Here is a 16,530-nt window from a genome sequence, read left to right on the forward strand (position 1 = left end):
TCACACCACGCTCCGTGACCACCGCCCCGGGCCGCACGCCCGGCCCCGCCCGGGTGGCCCGGCCGTTTCCCCGGCGAGGCGGCGGGGTGGTACGGCGGTGGCGCCCGGGTGAAGTGTTCGCGCCAAGGGTTCCGCCGGGGCGGACCGGGCGTCAGACTGCTGGCATGCGAATGACTCTACGCGCGTTGAAGATCCGTGCCGTTTCGGTCGCCGCCCTCGGCCTGCTGTCCCTCCTCCCGACCGTCACGGCCGCCGGCGAGGCGCGGGCGGCGGTCAGCGGGAACGTCTGCTACTCGGCGCTGCCCAGCCAGGGCCGCGACACCATCCGGCTGATCGACGCGGGCGGGCCGTTCCCGTACTCGCAGGACGGCGTGGTGTTCCAGAACCGGGAGGGCGTCCTGCCCGCGCAGACGTCCGGCTACTACCACGAGTACACGGTGATCACCCCGGGCAGCTCGACCCGCGGCGCCCGACGGATCGTCACCGGCAGGGTCTACCACGAGGACTACTACACCGCCGACCACTACGCGACGTTCTACCGCGTGAACTTCGGCTGCTGACCCGACCCGGCTCCGGGCCCCCGCGGGGCCCCGGTCCGATAGGTTGGGCGGGTGCGGCCGACCCGGCCGCACCCGCCCCGCCGATCCGATCCGCCCGAAGGACCGAGGACCCCCATGAACGCCCCCCTGCCGGGCTTCGCCGGCCGCACCTACCTCTTCGAGGTCGACAACGGCGCTTCCTTCCGCAACTCCTACTCCGCGGACGGCACCCGGCTGCGCTGGGAGGGCCTGGGCGAGTCGGCCGGACAGTACGAGGACGTCCCACTGCACGTGGCGGAGGTCGGCCCGAACGTCTGGTTCGTCTCCTGGACGGAGCGCAGCGGCATCACCGTCAGCCACGTCATGGACCTCAACGCCCTGACGGTCAAGGTGTTCTGGACGTGGGAGGGCGAGACCGGCCGGGTCGGCGAACTGCACACCGGCACCCTCACCCCCGCCCCGTAGCCGGACCGGACCTCCGCGACCGCCTCCGCGCCGCTGCGCCGCGGGTCAGCCGGTGGTGCCCCAGCTGTGGGCGACGTCGATGACGAGCCGGCCGTCGAGCTGGAAGACCTGGAACGGCAGGCGGGCCCGGACGCCGAGGCCGAACTGGCTCTCGCCCTCGAAGCTGCCGGCGAACCGGGTGTCCACGAAGGTGCGGTAGCCGGTGAGGTCGACGCCCGGGAGCGGGTCGCCCGACCTGGCCGGGTAGACCCGCTCCCAGGTGGTGGGGTCGTACGAGGTCGCGCCGACGGTGACCTCCAGGACGGCGCCGCCGCTCACCGGGATCGGCGTGCCGGAACCGGCCTGGTAGATGTTGTTGCCGGTCGTGTAGTGCACCCGGTAGGAGAGCGGGTTCTCCGGCGAGGTGCCCGGGACGTCGACCACCAGGCGGTCGAAGCACTCGTGGGCGCCGGTGCGGATGTTCGTCAGCGGCTGCATCTGGTACGGGACGGTCTGGTCCTGCCGGGCGAGGCTGCCCCAGACGACCGAGCAGTCGGTGGCGGCCGAGGCCGTCGGCGCCGCGGTCGCCGCCACCCCCGCGGCGAGCATCACGGCAGCCAGCGCGGTGGTCAACCGTCGCATGTCGTTCCCCCTTCTCGTGCCGGCCCGGGCGGCCGGCCCGTAGGTATCCACGCGCCGGCGCGCGGAAAGGTTTCGGGCCTGCGGGAACTTCCGGCGCCACCGGGCCACCGGGCTGTCAGGCCGCCGGGTTGTCAGGCCGCCGGGCCGTCAGGCCGCCAGGCGCTGCGACAGGAACTGGAACCCGGCCGGGAGCAGCTTGATCCAGGTCGTGTAGTTGTGGCCGCCCTCCGGGACGGTGGCCACGGCGACGGCCAGCGGCGGTTTCGCGGCGGCGGCGAACGCGGCGGCCTCGGTGCGGAAGTCGCCGTCGCCCTTCTCGGCGCCGCTGAGCATGATGCCGGTGGCGGGCGGGGGCAGGTTGCGCAGGCGCCACAGCAGGTCGGCCTCGTCGCGGCGCTGTCCGCTGCCCTTGAACAGGTCGCCGGTGGTGACGTCCTCGGCGGCCCTGAGGTAGCCGGAGATGGAGACGCCGCCCGCGAACACCTCGGGGTGCCGCATGGCGAGCTTCGCGGCGCAGTAGCCGCCGGTGGAGTTGCCCATGATCCCCCAGCTGCCGGGGCCGGTGGCGACCCGGTAGGCGGCGGCGATCGCGCGCGGGACGTCCTTGGTGAAGTAGGTGCCGGCCTGCGTCCCTCCGGGGACGTCCTCGCACTCGGAGTCGGCGGGCATCGCGGGCGAGGGCCGCATCAGCACGATGACGGTGGGCCGCATCCGTCCGGCCCGGATCTCGTCGAGCGCGACGCCGGGGTAGTTGAAGCGGGTGATCAGGGCCTTGGCGTCGCCGGGGAAGCCGGTCATGGCGATGATCGCGGGGAACTTCCGCTGCTCGTTGCCGGGTTGGAAGTACTGCGGCGGCAGGTAGACGTAGCCGTCGGTGCTCAGTCCGGTGCGGGCGCCGGGGATCCTGACGGCGCGGATCTCGCCGACCCGCTGCGGGTCGCGCGGCCCGGCGGTGTTGACGGGTTCGCGGCCGGTCTCCCGGGCGGGCAGGACGGGGAGGTCCGGCGGGTCGGGCTCGGTGCTGGGGGTGGCGGGGGCGGACGGGCCGCCGGGGGCGGCGGCGGCCCGGACGGCGACCGGGGCGTCCGGGCCGGTGCCCAGCAGGTCGTTCCAACTGCTGTAGAACGAGAAGTAGTTGTTCGCGAGCAGGCCGATCACGGCGAGCAGTGCGAGCTGGCTGCCGAGCAGCATGCCGATCCGTCCCAGCACGGCCCGCCAGTGCTGCCGGGCGAGGGCGGGCCACCACCAGACGGTGGCTCCCAGCGCCGCCGCCGCGATCTCGACCGTGAACAGCAGCAGTGTCGTGCTGGTCAGCCCCATGCCCCGTGGTCCCCCGTGCCTTCCGTTGCCGGTCCCCGTCCGCGGCGCGCGTCCGCGGGCCGGAGGGAGGAGGACGGGCCCGGCGCGGCCGTGACGGTGCGTGCGACGTGCCTCGCGCACGTGCGCCAAGCAGTATGCCCGCTGCCGGGGCGGCGCCCGGACGCAGCCCCGGGGTCCGGCGCGGGACGGCCTCCCGGGACGGCTTCCGCTTCCTGGGCCGGGCCGGCCGGCTCAGACCGGGACGACCGTCACCGGGCAGTGCGCGTGGTGCAGGACGGCGTGCACGGGCGTCGCCAGCCGCAGGCCGAAGCGGGGTGCGGGGTCGTGCCGGGAGAGCACCACCAGGGCGGCGGTGCGGGAGGCCTCGACCACGGTGGCGGCGGTGCCGCCGGTCAGCTGGTGGCTCTCCACCTCGACGGCCGGGTACTCCTCGCGCACCGGGTCGCAGGTGCGGCGCAGCAGCTGCTCGTGCAGTTGGGCCTCCTCGCCGAGTTCGTCGACCATCGGCGCCATCCGTCCCACGTCGGCCACCACCGGTGACCAGGTGTGCACGGCCCGCACCGCCAGGCCCCGGCGGGCGGCGGTCTCGCAGCCGAAGCGCAGGGCGGCGGCGTCGCGTTCGTCGTGGACGGCGACCAGCACCGGCCCGTCGGGGTGCTCGGCGCCGCGGACGACGGTGACGGGGCAGGCGGCGTGCGCGGCGACCCGCAGGCTGACCGAGCCGAGCAGCAGGGAGGCGAAGCCGCCGTGGCCGCGCGTCCCGAGGACGGCGAGCGAGGCGTGCTCGGCGGCGGTGAGCACGGCTTCCGCGGCGTCTCGCGGCACCACGTCCCCGGTGATCCGCAGTCCGGGGTGGGCGGCTTCCAGGGTGGCCTGCACGGCGTCCAGGAGTTCCGCGGCCTCCCGCAGGATCAGGTCGGTGACGGTGGCGCCGGCGCGCGGGGAGAGCGTCACCGTGCCGGTGTTGACGGCGTGCACGAGGTGCAGGCCCGTCCCCCGCCACTCGGCCTCCCTGGCGGCCCACTCCGCGGCCTCGGCCGCGGGCGGCGAGCCGTCGATCCCTGCCACCACTCCGTTCGCTGCCCTGATCTCCATGGCGCACTCCTCGGCCCCGTGGTCGCCCCGGCCGTCCCCTTCCAGCATGCGCCGCCCGCCCCCGCCCCGACAAACAGGGACGGTCCGGGCCGCGCCCGCTGGGGGCGGCCCGGACCGGTGCGGCGGGGGTGTCACTCGCCCCCGGCGGCCTGCCACTCGGCGCGGTAGTCGTCGAAGATGGTCTTCAGGTGGTGGCCGATCTTGAGGTAGTCGAGGTCGTCGAGGTTGGCGAGGGAGACCCGGACCGACCACTCGGGGCCGTCGAAGCCGCCGCCGTTGAGCAGGACGACGCCGGTCTGCTCGGCGAGGCGGAAGAGCGGCTCGGTGGGTTCGTAGTTCCTCTTCAGGAAGTCGGCGAAGTCGGGCCCGGAGGTGCGTTCGGCCTCGGCGAGCAGGTCGAGCTCGACGTAGTAGCCGGCCCGCTGCGGGTCCTCGGAGATCTTCATGCCGGAGCCTTCGAGCAGCAGGTCGAGGCGCTGCTTGACGACGGCCTGCACCTTGGCCTTGTAGGCCTTGCCCTCGGGGAGCATCGCGAAGAGCGAGAACAGGGTGAGCTGGGCCTGCTGCGGGAGGGAGAGCCCGGCGGTGTGGTTGAGGGCGACCTGCCGGGAGTCGGCGACCAGGCGGTCGATGAAGCGGATGCTGCCGGGGTCGAGGCTGAGGCTGCCGTAGCGCTTGGCGAGGCGGTCCTTGTCGGCCTGCGGGAGGGCGGCGAGGGCGTCGTCGATGACGTTGTCGCGGTGGAGGCCGATGACGCCGAGGCGGTGGCCGGTGGCGCCGTAGTGCTTGGAGTAGGAGTAGACGAGCAGGGTGTTGCGGGGCAGGTCGGCGGCGATGCTGCGGAAGTGGTCGACGAAGGTGCCGTAGACGTCGTCGGTGACGATGATCAGGCCGGGGTTGTCGGTGGCGACGATGGACTTGATCTGGTCGGTGACCCGCTGGGAGAGGGCGAGGGAGGGCGGGTTGCTGGGGTTGACCAGGCAGACGAGCTTGACGGCGGGGTCGGCGAGCTTGGCGACCTCCTCGGTGGGGTAGCGCCATTCGCGCACGCCGGCCTCGGCGAAGGAGGACGCCTGGACCTGGACGACGTCGAACTCGTAGGTGTCGAGTTCGGGGATCTCGATGTAGGGGGTGAAGACCGGCACCATCAGGGCGATCCTGTCGCCCTTGTGCAGGATGCCGTTCTTCATCAGGGAGTCGAAGACGTAGCACATGGCGGCGGTGCCGCCCTCGGTGGCGAACAGGTCGAACGGGCCCTCGGGGGGCCTGCGGTCCATCAGTTCGTCCTGGAGGTAGCCGGTGACGATCTGTTCGGCGCAGGTCAGCATCCGGTCGGGGACGGGGTAGTTGTCGCCGATGGCGGCGTCGACGAGTTCGTGCAGGAAGGCGTCGCGGTCGAGGTCGAAGCGGTCGACGGCGAGGCCGGTGCAGGCGGTGAGCAGGTCGATGCCGGGCAGTTCGGGGTGGGAGCGGGCGAAGTGGTCGTAGCGGGCGGCGATGCCGTCCTGTTCGGGCATGCCGCCGAGGTTGTCGGCGGTCCAGACCCGGCGGGACTCGGCGAGCGCGAAGTGGCCGAGGGCGAGCATGGCTTCGCGGGGGCCGGTGCAGACCCAGTTGGGGTTGCCGCGCCCGGCGTTGAGCATGTGGACGGTGGTCTTGTCCTTCTGGCCGGGCTCGTCGGCCTGGTAGCGCTGGGCGAGTTCGATGAACTCGCCCTTGAGCTCGAAGGGGCTGAGCCGGGAGAGGCGCTGGATCTCCTCGCGGCTGATCGACGGCTTGCTCATGGTGCGGGTCCTTCCGGGGGACGACTGGGTCCTAGCCGAGCAGGGCGACGATGACGGCGCCCCAGATGGTCAGCAGGACGTTTCCTGCCGCGTACGGGATGGTGTAGCCGAGGGTGGGGATCTGGCTGCGGGAGGCTTCGTTGATCGCGCCGATCGCGGCGGTGGTGGTCTGGGCCCCGGCGACCACGCCCATCAGGATCGGCGGGCGCATCCGGAACACGAAGTGGCCGATCAGCAGGCCGACGACCAGCGGGGCGACGGTGGCGACGGCGCCCCACAGCAGCAGGCCCCAACCGGCTTGGGAGAGGCCGCTGGTGAAGCTCGGTCCGGCGTTGATGCCGACGATGGCGACGAAGGCGCACAGGCCGAGGGTGTCCATGAACCACTGGGCGCCGGGCGGCACGTTGCCGTAGGTGGGGTACTTGCCGCGGATCCAGCCGAAGACCAGGCCCATGATCAGCGCGCCGCCGGAGGTGGAGAGGCTGATCGGGACGCCGCCGAGGGTGAGGGCGGGGATGCCGATGCAGCCGCCGAGGAAGATGCCGAGGCCCACCCAGGTCATGTCGGTGGCGAAGCTGGTCGGCACGGGTTTGCCGATCGCCCGGGCGGCCGGTCCGACCAGCCGCTGCGGGCCGGAGAGCAGCAGGGTGTCGCCGCGTTCGACCTCGGTGGTGAGCCGGTAGGGGAACTCGGCGCCGGAGCGGTAGACCTTGTCGACGAACACGCCGACCATGAACGGCTCGCGCCGCAACTCGGCGATGGTCTTGCCGAGTTGGTCCTTCTCCGAGGCGACGACGTGCAGGTGCTCGGTCCGGTAGCCGAGCAGTTCGACGTCGTCGGTCTCCGGCCCGATGGCGGTGGTCGGGTCGAGTTCGACCAGGTCGTGGCGGAGCGCGCTGACGGCGAGCACGTCGCCGCGTTCGACGACGGTCTGCTGGTCGTGGTCGAGGATCTTCCCGTCGCGGCGGACGCGGGTGAGGTAGACCCGGCGTCCGGCGGCCTGCTCGCGCTGTTCGAACTGCTCGATGGTGGAGCCGATCGGGCCGTTGACGGCGGTGTAGGCGCGCAGCACGACCTCGTAGTAGCCCTCGGCGAGGTCGGGGTCGTCGGCGGGGGCGTCGAGTTCGGCGGCGAGTTCGCGGGAGTCGGCGGCGAGGTCGCTGTGCAGGAAGCGGGGGGCGATGTTGGCCAGCAGGATCGCGCACAGGATGGTGCCGAGCGGGTAGGTGACGGCGTACCCGATCGGGACGAGGTTCTGCTGGGCGGTGATCTGGTCCTGGCTGAGGCCGGGCAGGCCGCCGATGGCGTCCTGGGCGACGCCGATGACGGCGGACTGGGTGAGCGCGCCGCCGAGCAGTCCGGCGCCGAGCCCGGGGCCGTAGCCGAGCATCTCGGCGAAGCCCCAGCAGATCGCCAGGCCGCTGAGGCAGACCGCGGCGGTGACGGCGACCTGCGGCAGGCCGTCCTTCTTGAGGCCGCGGAAGAACTGCGGGCCGACCTTGTAGCCGAGGGCGAACAGGAACATGATGAAGAACACCGACTTGACGGTGCCGTTGACCTCGACCTCGGTCACCCAGCCGGTGAACAGCCCGGCGATCAGGCAGCCGGTGACGGCACCGAGGCCGATGGCCTTCCAGTGCAGCCGGCCGACCAGGAAGCCGATCGCGACGGTCAGGAAGATCAGCAGTTCGGGGTAGGGCTTGAAGACGTGGTCGGTGATCCAGTCCACGGGTCCTCACCCCCCGCCCAGGCCGACCAGACCGACCAGTAGCGGTCCGGTCAGCGGCAGCAGGAAGTTGGAGATGGTGTAGGTGATGGTGTAGCCGAGCATCGGGACGCTGCTCTGGGCGACGTTGCCGACGGCGGTGATCGCGGGGGTGGAGCACTGCTGTCCGGCGATCGCGCCGACCAGGATCGGTGGTTCGATCTTGAGGAAGCGGCGTCCGATGAACAGGCCGAGGAAGGCGGGGACGACGACCATCAGGATGCCGGAGACCGGCAGCAGGACGGGGTACTGCTTGAGCAGCGGCCCGGCGTCGGGGCCCGCGGCCATGCCGGTGACGGCGATGAACATGGCCAGGCCGAGGTCCTTCATGGTCTGCGCGGCGGCGGGCGGGTAGGCGCCGAAGGTGGGGCGCAGCGAGCGGAACCAGCCGAAGACCAGGCCGGAGATCAGGCAGCCGCCGCCGGTGCCGAGGGTCAGGTTGACCTCGCCGAAGTGGACGTTGACCTTGCCGAGCAGGACGCCGAGGCAGATGCCGAGCGAGATGTAGATGTAGTCGGCGGTGTCGGAGCGGACGGTGGCGCCGACCTTGTTCGCGAACTTCTCGACCCGGGAGCGGGCGCCGATCACGGTGAGGGTGTCGCCGCGGTGCACCTCGGTCTCGCCGACGGCGGGCAGGTGGTGGTCGACGCGCTGGATGTCGGTGAGGAAGACGCCGCCGGTGACGTCGCGGTCCTGGTCGCGGACGGAGTTGAGGGTGCGTCCGGCGACCTCCTTGCTGGTGACCACGACCTGGCGGACGGCCATCGGGCTGTCCAGTCCGGGGACGCCGCTGGTCTCGGGGCCGAGTTCGTGCCCGGCGTCCAGTACGGCGGCGCGGCGGCCGACCACCAGCACCTGGTCGCCGCGGCGCAGCACCGGGTCGTCGTCGACGCCGAGCTTCTTGCCGCCGCGCTGGACGGCCTCGACGGTGACGAGCTGGCCGGAGCGTTCCTGGACCTGGCTGATCCGGGTGCCCTCGCCCTGCGAGACCAGGTAGGTGCGGCCGACCAGGGCGGGCAGCGAGGGGGCTTCGCCGGGCTCCAGTTCGCCGCCCTCGCCGCGCATCTTCTCCCAGACCTCGCGGGAGGCCTCGGGGAGCTTGATCCGCATCAGCATCGGGAACAGCTGGCTGGTCAGCAGGACGATGCTGATCAGGCCGAACAGGTAGCAGACCGAGTAGGCGGTGGCGACGTGCGCCTGCAGCTGGGTGGTCTGGTCGGCGGTGATGCCGGGGAGCTTGGCGATCGCGTCCTGCGCGGTGCCGACGGCGGCGGACTCGGTGGCCGCGCCGGCCAGGATGCCCGCGGCGGTGCCGACGTCCAGGTCGAAGGCCTCGGCGATGCCGAGCGCCATCAGGACGACGACGACCGCCTCCATGACGGACAGCACGCCGAAGCGCAGGCCCTTGGCGTTCATGTTGGCGAAGAACTGCGGGCCGGCGATGTAGCCGAGGGAGAAGATGAACAGGGCGAAGGCGACGTTCTTGACGTCGGCGTTCACCGAGACGTCCTGGGCGCCGACCAGCATCGAGACGATCAGGACGCCGCAGATGCCGCCCAGTTGGATCGGTCCGACGCGGAGTTTTCCGACCAGGTAGCCCAGTCCCAGGCAGAAGAAGAGGGCGAGAACGGCGTTCTCACGCAGGAGGCTCATGAGCGTATTAGAGCCGAATTGCGGCGCTATGTCCGTTTGAACACGCCTGAACGCGGCGCCATGATCATCATCCCTGCTGGAGCCGCTCCCGCACCGCCTCCAGCAGCACCTGCGCGTGGCTGCGCCCCGGCTCCTTCACCGCCGTCAGCAGCACCAGCTCCCCGCTCCCGGCCGACGCGCACAGCCCGTCCAACTCCCGCTGCGCGCCCGGCGCTTCCAGCTCCGCCCGGTAGCGCCGGGCGAACTCCGCGTACTCGCCCTCCGGCCCGTGGAACCAGCGGCGCAGCTCCGCGGAGGGCGCCACCTCCTTGGCCCAGCGGTCCAGTTGCGCGTCCTCCTTGCGCAGCCCGCGCGGCCACAGCCGGTCCACCAGCACCCGCACGCCGCCGTCCGGCGCCCCGTACACCCGCTCCACCCGTACGCCCACGGGCCCCACCGTAAGCACGGCGGGGCCCGGGGAGCGGGAGCGGCGCGGGCGGGGTCAGACCTCGACCGGCTGCCCGGCGGGGGCGGGGGCCGGGACGGGGGCGGGGACGGGGGCGGGGGCGTCGCCGTGCTCGATCCGCAGCTGCGGGAGGAGGCGGTCCAGCCAGCGGGGCAGCCACCAGTTGTGGCGGCCGAGCAGGGTCATGGTGGCGGGCACCAGGACCATCCGGACCACGGTGGCGTCGACCAGGACGGCCACCGCCATGCCGACGCCGATCATCTTGACCGTGATGTCGGGGTCGATCGCGAAGCCGGTGAACACCGCCACCATGATCGCCGCCGCGCTGCTGATCACCCGCCCGGTGGAGGACAGCCCGCGCACCACGCTGCCGCGCGCGTCGCCGGTGGCCAGCCAGTCCTCGCGGACCCGGGAGAGCAGGAACACCTCGTAGTCCATCGACAGGCCGAACAGGATGGTGAACATCAGGATCGGCACCCAGCTGGAGACCGGCACCGCGTGCGGCAGCCCGAGCAGCTTCGCGCCCGCGTCGTGCTGGAAGACCGCCGTCATCACCCCGTACGCGGCCGCCACCGACAGCAGGTTCATCGCCGCGGCCTTCACCGCGACCACCGGCGCCCGGAACAGCACCGTCAGCAGGACCAGCGAGAGCACCACCACGAACGGGACGACCACCCACAGCCGCTGCGCGAGCCGGTCGGAGATGTCGGAGAAGGCCGCGACCTGACCGGTGACCTGCACCCCGGCCGGGAGCCCGTCCGCGCGCAGCCGCTTCAGCAGCTTCGCGGTGGCCTCGTCCTGCGGGCCGGTGCGGGGCTGGACGCTGACCACGGCGGCGTCGCCCGCCGCGTTGACCAGGGCCGGCTGCACCGCGGCCACCCCCGGGTCGGCCGTCAGCTCCTGCTCCAGCGCCGGGAGTTCGGACCGCGGCAGCCGGTCCAGGTCGACCGCCAGCAGCAGCGGCCCGTTCGCGCCCGGGCCGTACGCCTCGGCGACCAGGTCGTACGCCTTGCGGGTGGTGTTGCCGGACGCCTGGCTGCCCGCGTCCTGCGGCCAGGTCCGCATGCCCAGCACCGGGGCGGCCAGGCCCAGCAGCACCACCAGCGAGAGCACCGTGGCGACGACCGGGCGGCGGCCGACCAGCCGGGCCCAGCGCTCGGTGCGGGTCGCCGCGGGGGCGGCCTGCGCGGGAGCGGCCTGCACGGAGGCGGTCGCCGCGGCGGGCGGCGCCGCGGCGGGCGGCGCCCCGACGGTCGCGGCGGGGGCGGCGCTGTGGGCGCGGCGCTCGGCGCGGCGCAGCAGGCGCGGGCCGGAGAGCCCGGCCAGTGCGGGCACCAGCGTCAGGGCGGCCAGCATCACGGCGCCGACCGTCGCGAAGGTCGCGTAGCCGAACGAGGCGTAGGTGGACAGGCCCGCCAGCTTCAGGCCGAACAGCGACACCAGCACCGTCGCCCCGGCCACCACCACCGAGGAGCCCGCGGTGGCGTTCGCCTCGGCCGCGGCCGCCCGGACGTCCAGGCCCCGGCGCAGCCCCTCCACGTGCCGGGCGACCAGCAGCAGCGCGTAGTCGATGCCGACGCCCAGGCCGACCATCGACGCCACGGTCGGGGCGATCCCGCTGATGTCGGTGACGGCCGACAGCAGCGTGATCAGCCCCGTCCCGACGCCGATCCCGGCCAGCGCGACCAGCAGCGGCAGACCGGCGGCGACGACCGAGCCGAGCGCGACCACCAGGATCACCAGCGCGGCGCCCATGCCGATCGCCTCGGCCATCCCGTTCGGGGCGCCGAAGTTCTCCGGCAGCTCGCCGCCGAACTCGACCTGGTACCCGGCGTCGGTGGTGGCCCGGGCGGCGGCGCGCAGCGCGTCCAGCCCCTCGGCGTCCTTGAACGCGGTCACCTTCACGTCGTAACCGACCGTCAGCAGCGCCGTGTCCCCGGCCCGGGACGGTATCGGCTCGCTCACCGACAGCGCGTGCGGCACCTCCGCCAGCTTCCCGCGGAGCGCGGCCAGCGCCTCCGCGGGCAGCGCCCGGCCCCCGCGGTCGTGGACGACCACCCGGGCGCTGGTGCCGGAGGTCTCGGGGAAGCGCTCGTTCAGCAGGTCCATGCCCGCGGTGGACGGGGTGCCGGGGATCCGGTAGTTGTCGCGCGGCTCGCCGCCGAACGCCTGCGCCAGGCCGAGGACCGCGACGATCAGCAGCGCCCAGGCCGCGATGGTGCGCCAGGGCCGGGCCGCCGCGGCCCCGCCGAGGCGGCCGAGGAGTGTGGACATTGCAGAAGCCTCCGTGGAGTGGTCGATGCGGTGTCGAACCCCAGTGTGGGAGGCGGCTCTTGGAGCCCGCTTGGCGGCCGTTCCAAGTCCGGGCCGGGCCGGGCCGACCGGGCTGGTCAGAACGGCGGGGTGTCCGCCCCCTCGCGGAACTCCGCCCACCAGGTGGCCGGTTCGGCGGCGGGCTCCGGCGCGGGCGGCGGCGCTGCGCGCGATGCTGCGCGCGTCGACCCCCGCCGTGGACAGCGCCTCCGGCCTGTCCCAGGCCCTGCGCGGGCTGCTGCGCGCCCAGGTGCTGGCCCCCGGGCAGCGGGCCGCCGTGCTGCGGCTGGTCGCCGCGCTGCCGGGCCTGTCCTACGACGGCTCGGTCACCGACCGGGCGGGGCGGCCCGGCGGGGCGTTCTCCGCCGAGTCGAACGGCAGCGGGCTGCCCGCCCGGTGCACCTTCGTGATGGACCGGGACAGCGGGCGGATCCTCGGCGACGAGGAGATGCTCACCACCAGGGCGGGGGCGCTCAACGTGCCGGTGCCGTCGGTGATCTCCTACGCCGCCTACCTGTCCGCGCGGCGGCAGTAGGGCCGGTTCACCCGCCGGAGCCGGGGCCGGGATCGGGGCCGGGGTCGAGGGCGGCCAGTGCGGTGCGGGCCTCGGCCTCCCAGCCGGGGGCCTCCCAGCGGCGGGCGACCTCGGCGGCCCGCCGGAAGTGTCCGGCGGCCTCGGCGGTGCGGCCGAGGTACCGGGCGAGTTCGCCGAGGGTGAGGGCGACCGGGCGGATCGCGACCGAGGTGGACGCCGCACCGGCCACCAGGTGGGCCAACGGACGCATCTCGTCCAGGAGTCGGGCCGCCTCCTCGGTCTCGTCCAGGGCGATGACCAGGTCGGCGCGCAGTTGCAGGAACAGCGAGCGGAAGTAGTCGGCCTGGATCCCCTGGTACTCGCCCCGGGCCCGCCGGACCTCCGCCGGGTCGTGCCCGGCGGCGTGCAGGGCGAGCGCGGTGACGTCGGCGATCAGCGGGCCGTACTGGGCGTGGTGCTGCTGGATCAGCGGCAGCATCTCGGCGAGGCGGCCCTGCCGGTGGGCGATCACGATCCGGATCAGCGCGCCCAGGCCGTCCGCGTGCAGCGAGCCGCGTTCGTGCAGGCCGGTCAGGGCCTGCTCGTAGAGGGCGACGGCCTCCTCGACGCGGTCGGCGGCGAGTTCCAGCATGCCGCGCTGGAACAGCACCACGTCGACGAACTCGGCCAGCCCGTAGCGGCGGGCGATCTCCTCCCCGGCCGCCATGTGGCGGCGCAGCGCGGGCAGGTCGGCGCGCACGGCGGCGGCGGTGGCGGCCAGGTGCTCGGCGTGCCAGCGGTAGGCGGGCAGGTCGTGCTCGGTGGCGAGGGCGGCGAGTTCGACGGCCAGCGCGGCCCGGTCGACGGGCGCCAACTCGTGGTCGCAGGCCCGGGCCTGGGCGGCGAGGGCCAGGCACAGCAGCCGCGGGTCGCCCTCGGCGCGGGCGATCGCGACGGCCTCCCGCCCGACGTCGATCGCCTCGGGCGAGCCCGCGCAGTCGAGTTCCTGGGTGAGCGCGTCGAGCAGTCGGCAGCGGGTGGCGGGCGGCAGGTCGGTGCGGCGCAGCAGCCGGGTGAGCTGGTCGACGGCCTCCTGGTCGAGGGCGCCGTACGGGTGGGTGACCCACGGGGTGGGTTCGGTCCAGGCCGTCCAGGCGGCGACCAGGAGTTCCTCCCGGCCGCTCTCCCGGGCGAGTTGGAGCGCACGGGCCTTGGTGCGGGTGGCGGCGGCGACCTGCCCGGCACGGACTTGGGCGCGCAGCAGCGCGCCGAGCAGGTCGATCCGGCGGGCGGCCCGGTCCTCGCCGGGCCGTTCGGCGGCGCGCTCCAGGTTGTCGACGGCCTGCCGGAGCAGGTTGACGGCGCTGGCGTGGGCGTAGCGCCGTTCGGCGGCCTCGGCGGCGCGGACGCAGTGGTCGACCGCTAGGGCGGCCGTGGCGGCGGTCGCGGCCTGGGTGAAGTGGTGGGCCAGCGCGGTGAGTTCACCGGGGCGCAGGTCGTGCAGCGCGTGCCCGATCCGGCCGTGCAGCCGGGCCCGGCGCAGGCCGCCGAGGTCCGCGTACAGGGTGTCGCGGACCAGCACGTGGGCGAACCGGACGGTGCCGGGCCGGGGTTCGAGCAGCAGACCGCCCGTGACGGCCGCCTCGACCGCCTCGGTGGCGGTGTCCTCGTCCTGCTCCCCGGCCCGCAGCAGCAGGTCGACGTCGCTCTCCCGGCCCACGACGGCGGCCAGCCGCAGCAGGTCGACGGCGGGCGCGGGCAGCCGCTCGAAGCGGCGGCGCAGCACGTCCCTGACCCCCTGCGGGACCTGCCGCAGCGCGGTCGACTCGTCCTCCAGCGCCAGGAGTTGGGCGCTCTCGGCGAGGTAGAACGGGTTGCCGCCGGTGCGTTCGGCCAGCGCCCGGACGGTCTCCGGCCGGACGGGCCCGGCACACACCGCCTCGATCAGCCGCCCGGCGTCGGGCTCGGCGAGCCCGCCGAGCGACACCCGGACCGGTGACCTACGGGCCAACTTGGCCAGTACGTCCGCGAGTTCGCCCTCGCCCGGGCGCAGCGCCGCCACCACCAGCAGCCCGCCCGGCGCCCCGGGGGCGGCCTGGTCGGCGGCCAACTCGCCCAGCAGTTCCCGGGTTTCCGGATCGGCCGCATGCAGGTCGTCCAGCAGGACGGCGAGCGGCTCCGTCCGGGCGGCGGCGTGCAGCCGGGCGACGACCGCGCGGTGCAGCCGGAACCGGCCCGACCGCGCGTCCTGACGGTCCGTCAGTTCCGGGTCGGCGAGCAGCGGGGCCAGCAGCGGGTCGGCCGCGACCGCGGGCTCGTGCCGGGCGAGCTCGCGCAGCACCTCCGTCCACGCCCAGGCCGCCGGGGCGCCCGCGCTCTCCGGGCACCGCCCGGTCACCACCCGCCAGCCCACGGCGCCCAGTTGCTCCCGCAACCGCCCCAGCAGCGTCGACTTCCCGGCCCCCGCCTCCCCGCTCACCAGCGCGAACCCGACCCCGCCCCGCGCCTGCCCGGCCGCCCCCGCCAGCGCCGCCAACTCCCCCTGCCGCCCCACGAACACCTGCGCCCGCCCGGCACCGGACCCGACGGCAGCGGCCACCGGGAGCAGGGGCGGGGACGCGGAGCCGGCGGCCCGGCCGAGCGCACGGGCCCCGGGGACGACGGCGCCGCCCCGGGCAGCCGCGCCACCGCTCCGGGCGGCGGCCCCTCCGGACGACGGAACGTCCCCGGCCTCCCCGGCAGCCCCGACGGCAGGCCCCACCACTCCCCCACCGGGCGCCCCGGGCAGCGCAGCACCGCCCCCGGCAACCGCGGCCGCGCCGGGCAGCGGAGCACCCCCGGCAGCAGGCCCCACCACTCCCCCCGCGCCCCCATCAGGCGTACCGACCCCAGCAACCGCAGCACCGCCGGATAGTGAAGCACCCCCGACAGCTCCGGTAGCAGGCCCCACGGCCCGGCCTGCGGCCCCACCCAGCGCACCAGCCCCGGGCAGCGCAGCACCAGCCTCGGCAACCGCGCCCCCGCCAGGCAGCGAAACACCCCCAGCAGCCCCGGCAGCAGGCCCCACGGCCCCGACCGCGTCTCCTCGCGCGGGGGCGGGGGCGGGTTCCGCCGCTCCCCCGCCGGTTGCGGGCGTCCGGTGGGGCGGGGTGCGGCGGGGGGCCAGTTCCTCGGTGCGCTGGTGCAGGATCGCGGATTCGACGGCGGTGAGCAGCGGGCCGGGGTCGAGGCCGAGTTCGGCGGCGAAGTAGCTGCGGGCCCGGCGGACGGCGGCGAGGGCTTCGGCCTGGCGGCCGCCGTGCCAGAGGGCGAGGGCGAGCAGGCGCCAGGCCTCCTCGCGCAGGGGGTGGTCCTCGACGAGGGCGGCGGCGTCCTGCGCGGCGGTGCGGGCGTGTCCGGCGGCGAGGTCGGCTTCGACGGCGGACTCCCGTGCGGCGGTGCGGAGTTCCTCCAGGCGGGCGGCCTCGGGGGCGGCCCAGGGCCGGTCGGCGAACTCGCCGTACGCCGGGCCCTGCCAGAGCCCGAGCGCCTGCCGCAGCCGCTCCGCCCCCTCCCCCTCGCCCTCCCCCTCCGGGCGCGGGTGCGGGTCGGCGAGGAGTTCCTCGAACTCCTGCGCGTCGGTGCGCACGCCGCGCAGCGCGTAGCCGCCCGCCTCGCTGACCAGCAGGCGGGCCTCCTGCCGGGGGCCGCGTTCGGGCTCCAGCAGGCGGCGCAGGTTGGAGACGTACGCCTGGAGGGAGGCCGCGGCCTTGGCGGGCGGGCGGCCGTCCCAGAGGTCGTCGACCAGCCGGTCGGCGGGGACGACCGCCCCGCGGGCGACCAGGAGTTGGGCGAGCACGCCGCGCTGGCGCGGGCCCCCCAACCGGGTGGCGGCCCCCGCCACTTGCGCCGTCAGTGTCCCAAGCACAGTGATCCGCACCATCGTGGGGTCGAGCCTATGCGATGGCGCCGCGCCACCGCCGCCGACCTGCGTTCCAAGTGGACTCCAAGCGGGCTCCGGGCGGGGAGGCGGCCGG

12 protein-coding genes are annotated in these 16,530 nt (G+C 74.6%); 3 read left to right on the top strand and 9 right to left on the bottom strand.

Annotated elements, in window-relative coordinates; all coding sequences use genetic code 11:
• Positions 1 to 164 precede the first annotated feature (164 nt).
• Together OO57_RS25545 and OO57_RS25550 are read left to right on the top strand one after the other, a co-directional pair.
• Positions 165 to 560 (top strand): ribonuclease domain-containing protein, encoded by a 396-nt coding sequence (locus OO57_RS25545; protein WP_033255002.1) that lies wholly within the window; start codon positions 165 to 167, stop codon positions 558 to 560.
• A 114-nt stretch (positions 561 to 674) separates the two neighbouring features.
• Complete coding sequence (locus OO57_RS25550; protein WP_033255003.1) at positions 675 to 1,004, top strand: MoaF-related domain-containing protein; 330 nt, start codon at positions 675 to 677, stop codon at positions 1,002 to 1,004.
• 45 nt (positions 1,005 to 1,049) lie between these two features.
• On the opposite strand, the gene OO57_RS25555 is transcribed toward OO57_RS25550, so the two are convergent.
• From OO57_RS25555 to OO57_RS25590, 8 genes are all read right to left on the bottom strand, one after another.
• Entirely contained in the window at positions 1,050 to 1,625 is a 576-nt protein-coding gene (locus OO57_RS25555; RefSeq protein WP_033255004.1) for an AMIN-like domain-containing (lipo)protein, read from the bottom strand.
• A gap of 147 nt (positions 1,626 to 1,772) precedes the next feature.
• Positions 1,773 to 2,945 (bottom strand): alpha/beta hydrolase, encoded by a 1,173-nt coding sequence (locus tag OO57_RS25560; RefSeq protein ID WP_033255005.1) that lies wholly within the window; start codon positions 2,943 to 2,945, stop codon positions 1,773 to 1,775.
• Positions 2,946 to 3,176: 231 nt separating this feature from the next.
• The gene (locus OO57_RS25565) at positions 3,177 to 4,040 is read right to left on the bottom strand and encodes a universal stress protein (RefSeq protein ID WP_033255006.1); all 864 of its coding nucleotides are present in this window, start codon (positions 4,038 to 4,040) and stop codon (positions 3,177 to 3,179) included.
• 131 nt (positions 4,041 to 4,171) lie between these two features.
• Positions 4,172 to 5,824, bottom strand: a complete 1,653-nt coding sequence (locus OO57_RS25570) for a bifunctional aspartate transaminase/aspartate 4-decarboxylase (RefSeq protein WP_033255007.1) — start codon at positions 5,822 to 5,824, stop codon at positions 4,172 to 4,174.
• 31 nt (positions 5,825 to 5,855) lie between these two features.
• A complete protein-coding gene (aspT, locus tag OO57_RS25575) occupies positions 5,856 to 7,553 on the bottom strand; it encodes an aspartate-alanine antiporter (RefSeq protein ID WP_033255008.1) in 1,698 nt (565 codons plus the stop codon).
• Positions 7,554 to 7,559: 6 nt separating this feature from the next.
• Positions 7,560 to 9,242 carry an aspartate-alanine antiporter gene (aspT, locus tag OO57_RS25580; RefSeq protein ID WP_033255009.1) on the bottom strand — a complete coding sequence of 561 codons (1,683 nt, stop codon included), beginning with the start codon at positions 9,240 to 9,242 and terminating at the stop codon, positions 7,560 to 7,562.
• A 67-nt stretch (positions 9,243 to 9,309) separates the two neighbouring features.
• Entirely contained in the window at positions 9,310 to 9,669 is a 360-nt protein-coding gene (locus tag OO57_RS25585; protein WP_033255010.1) for a DUF488 domain-containing protein, read from the bottom strand.
• Between the two features lie 54 nt (positions 9,670 to 9,723).
• Positions 9,724 to 11,961, bottom strand: a complete 2,238-nt coding sequence (locus OO57_RS25590) for an MMPL family transporter (protein WP_033255011.1) — start codon at positions 11,959 to 11,961, stop codon at positions 9,724 to 9,726.
• A 211-nt stretch (positions 11,962 to 12,172) separates the two neighbouring features.
• Between OO57_RS25590 and OO57_RS25595 the strand changes: the two genes are divergently transcribed.
• Positions 12,173 to 12,535, top strand: coding sequence for a hypothetical protein (locus OO57_RS25595; RefSeq protein WP_051778239.1), 363 nt, complete (start codon positions 12,173 to 12,175; stop codon positions 12,533 to 12,535).
• Between the two features lie 7 nt (positions 12,536 to 12,542).
• Here OO57_RS25595 and OO57_RS25600 read toward each other — a convergent pair whose 3' ends face one another.
• On the bottom strand, positions 12,543 to 16,397 hold the full coding sequence (locus OO57_RS25600) for a BTAD domain-containing putative transcriptional regulator (RefSeq protein ID WP_051778240.1): 3,855 nt from the start codon (positions 16,395 to 16,397) through the stop codon (positions 12,543 to 12,545).
• Positions 16,398 to 16,530: the final 133 nt, after the last annotated feature.

Source organism: Kitasatospora phosalacinea (assembly GCF_000717185.1).
In the GTDB taxonomy this organism is placed as follows: Bacteria; Actinomycetota; Actinomycetes; order Streptomycetales; family Streptomycetaceae; genus Kitasatospora; species Kitasatospora phosalacinea_A.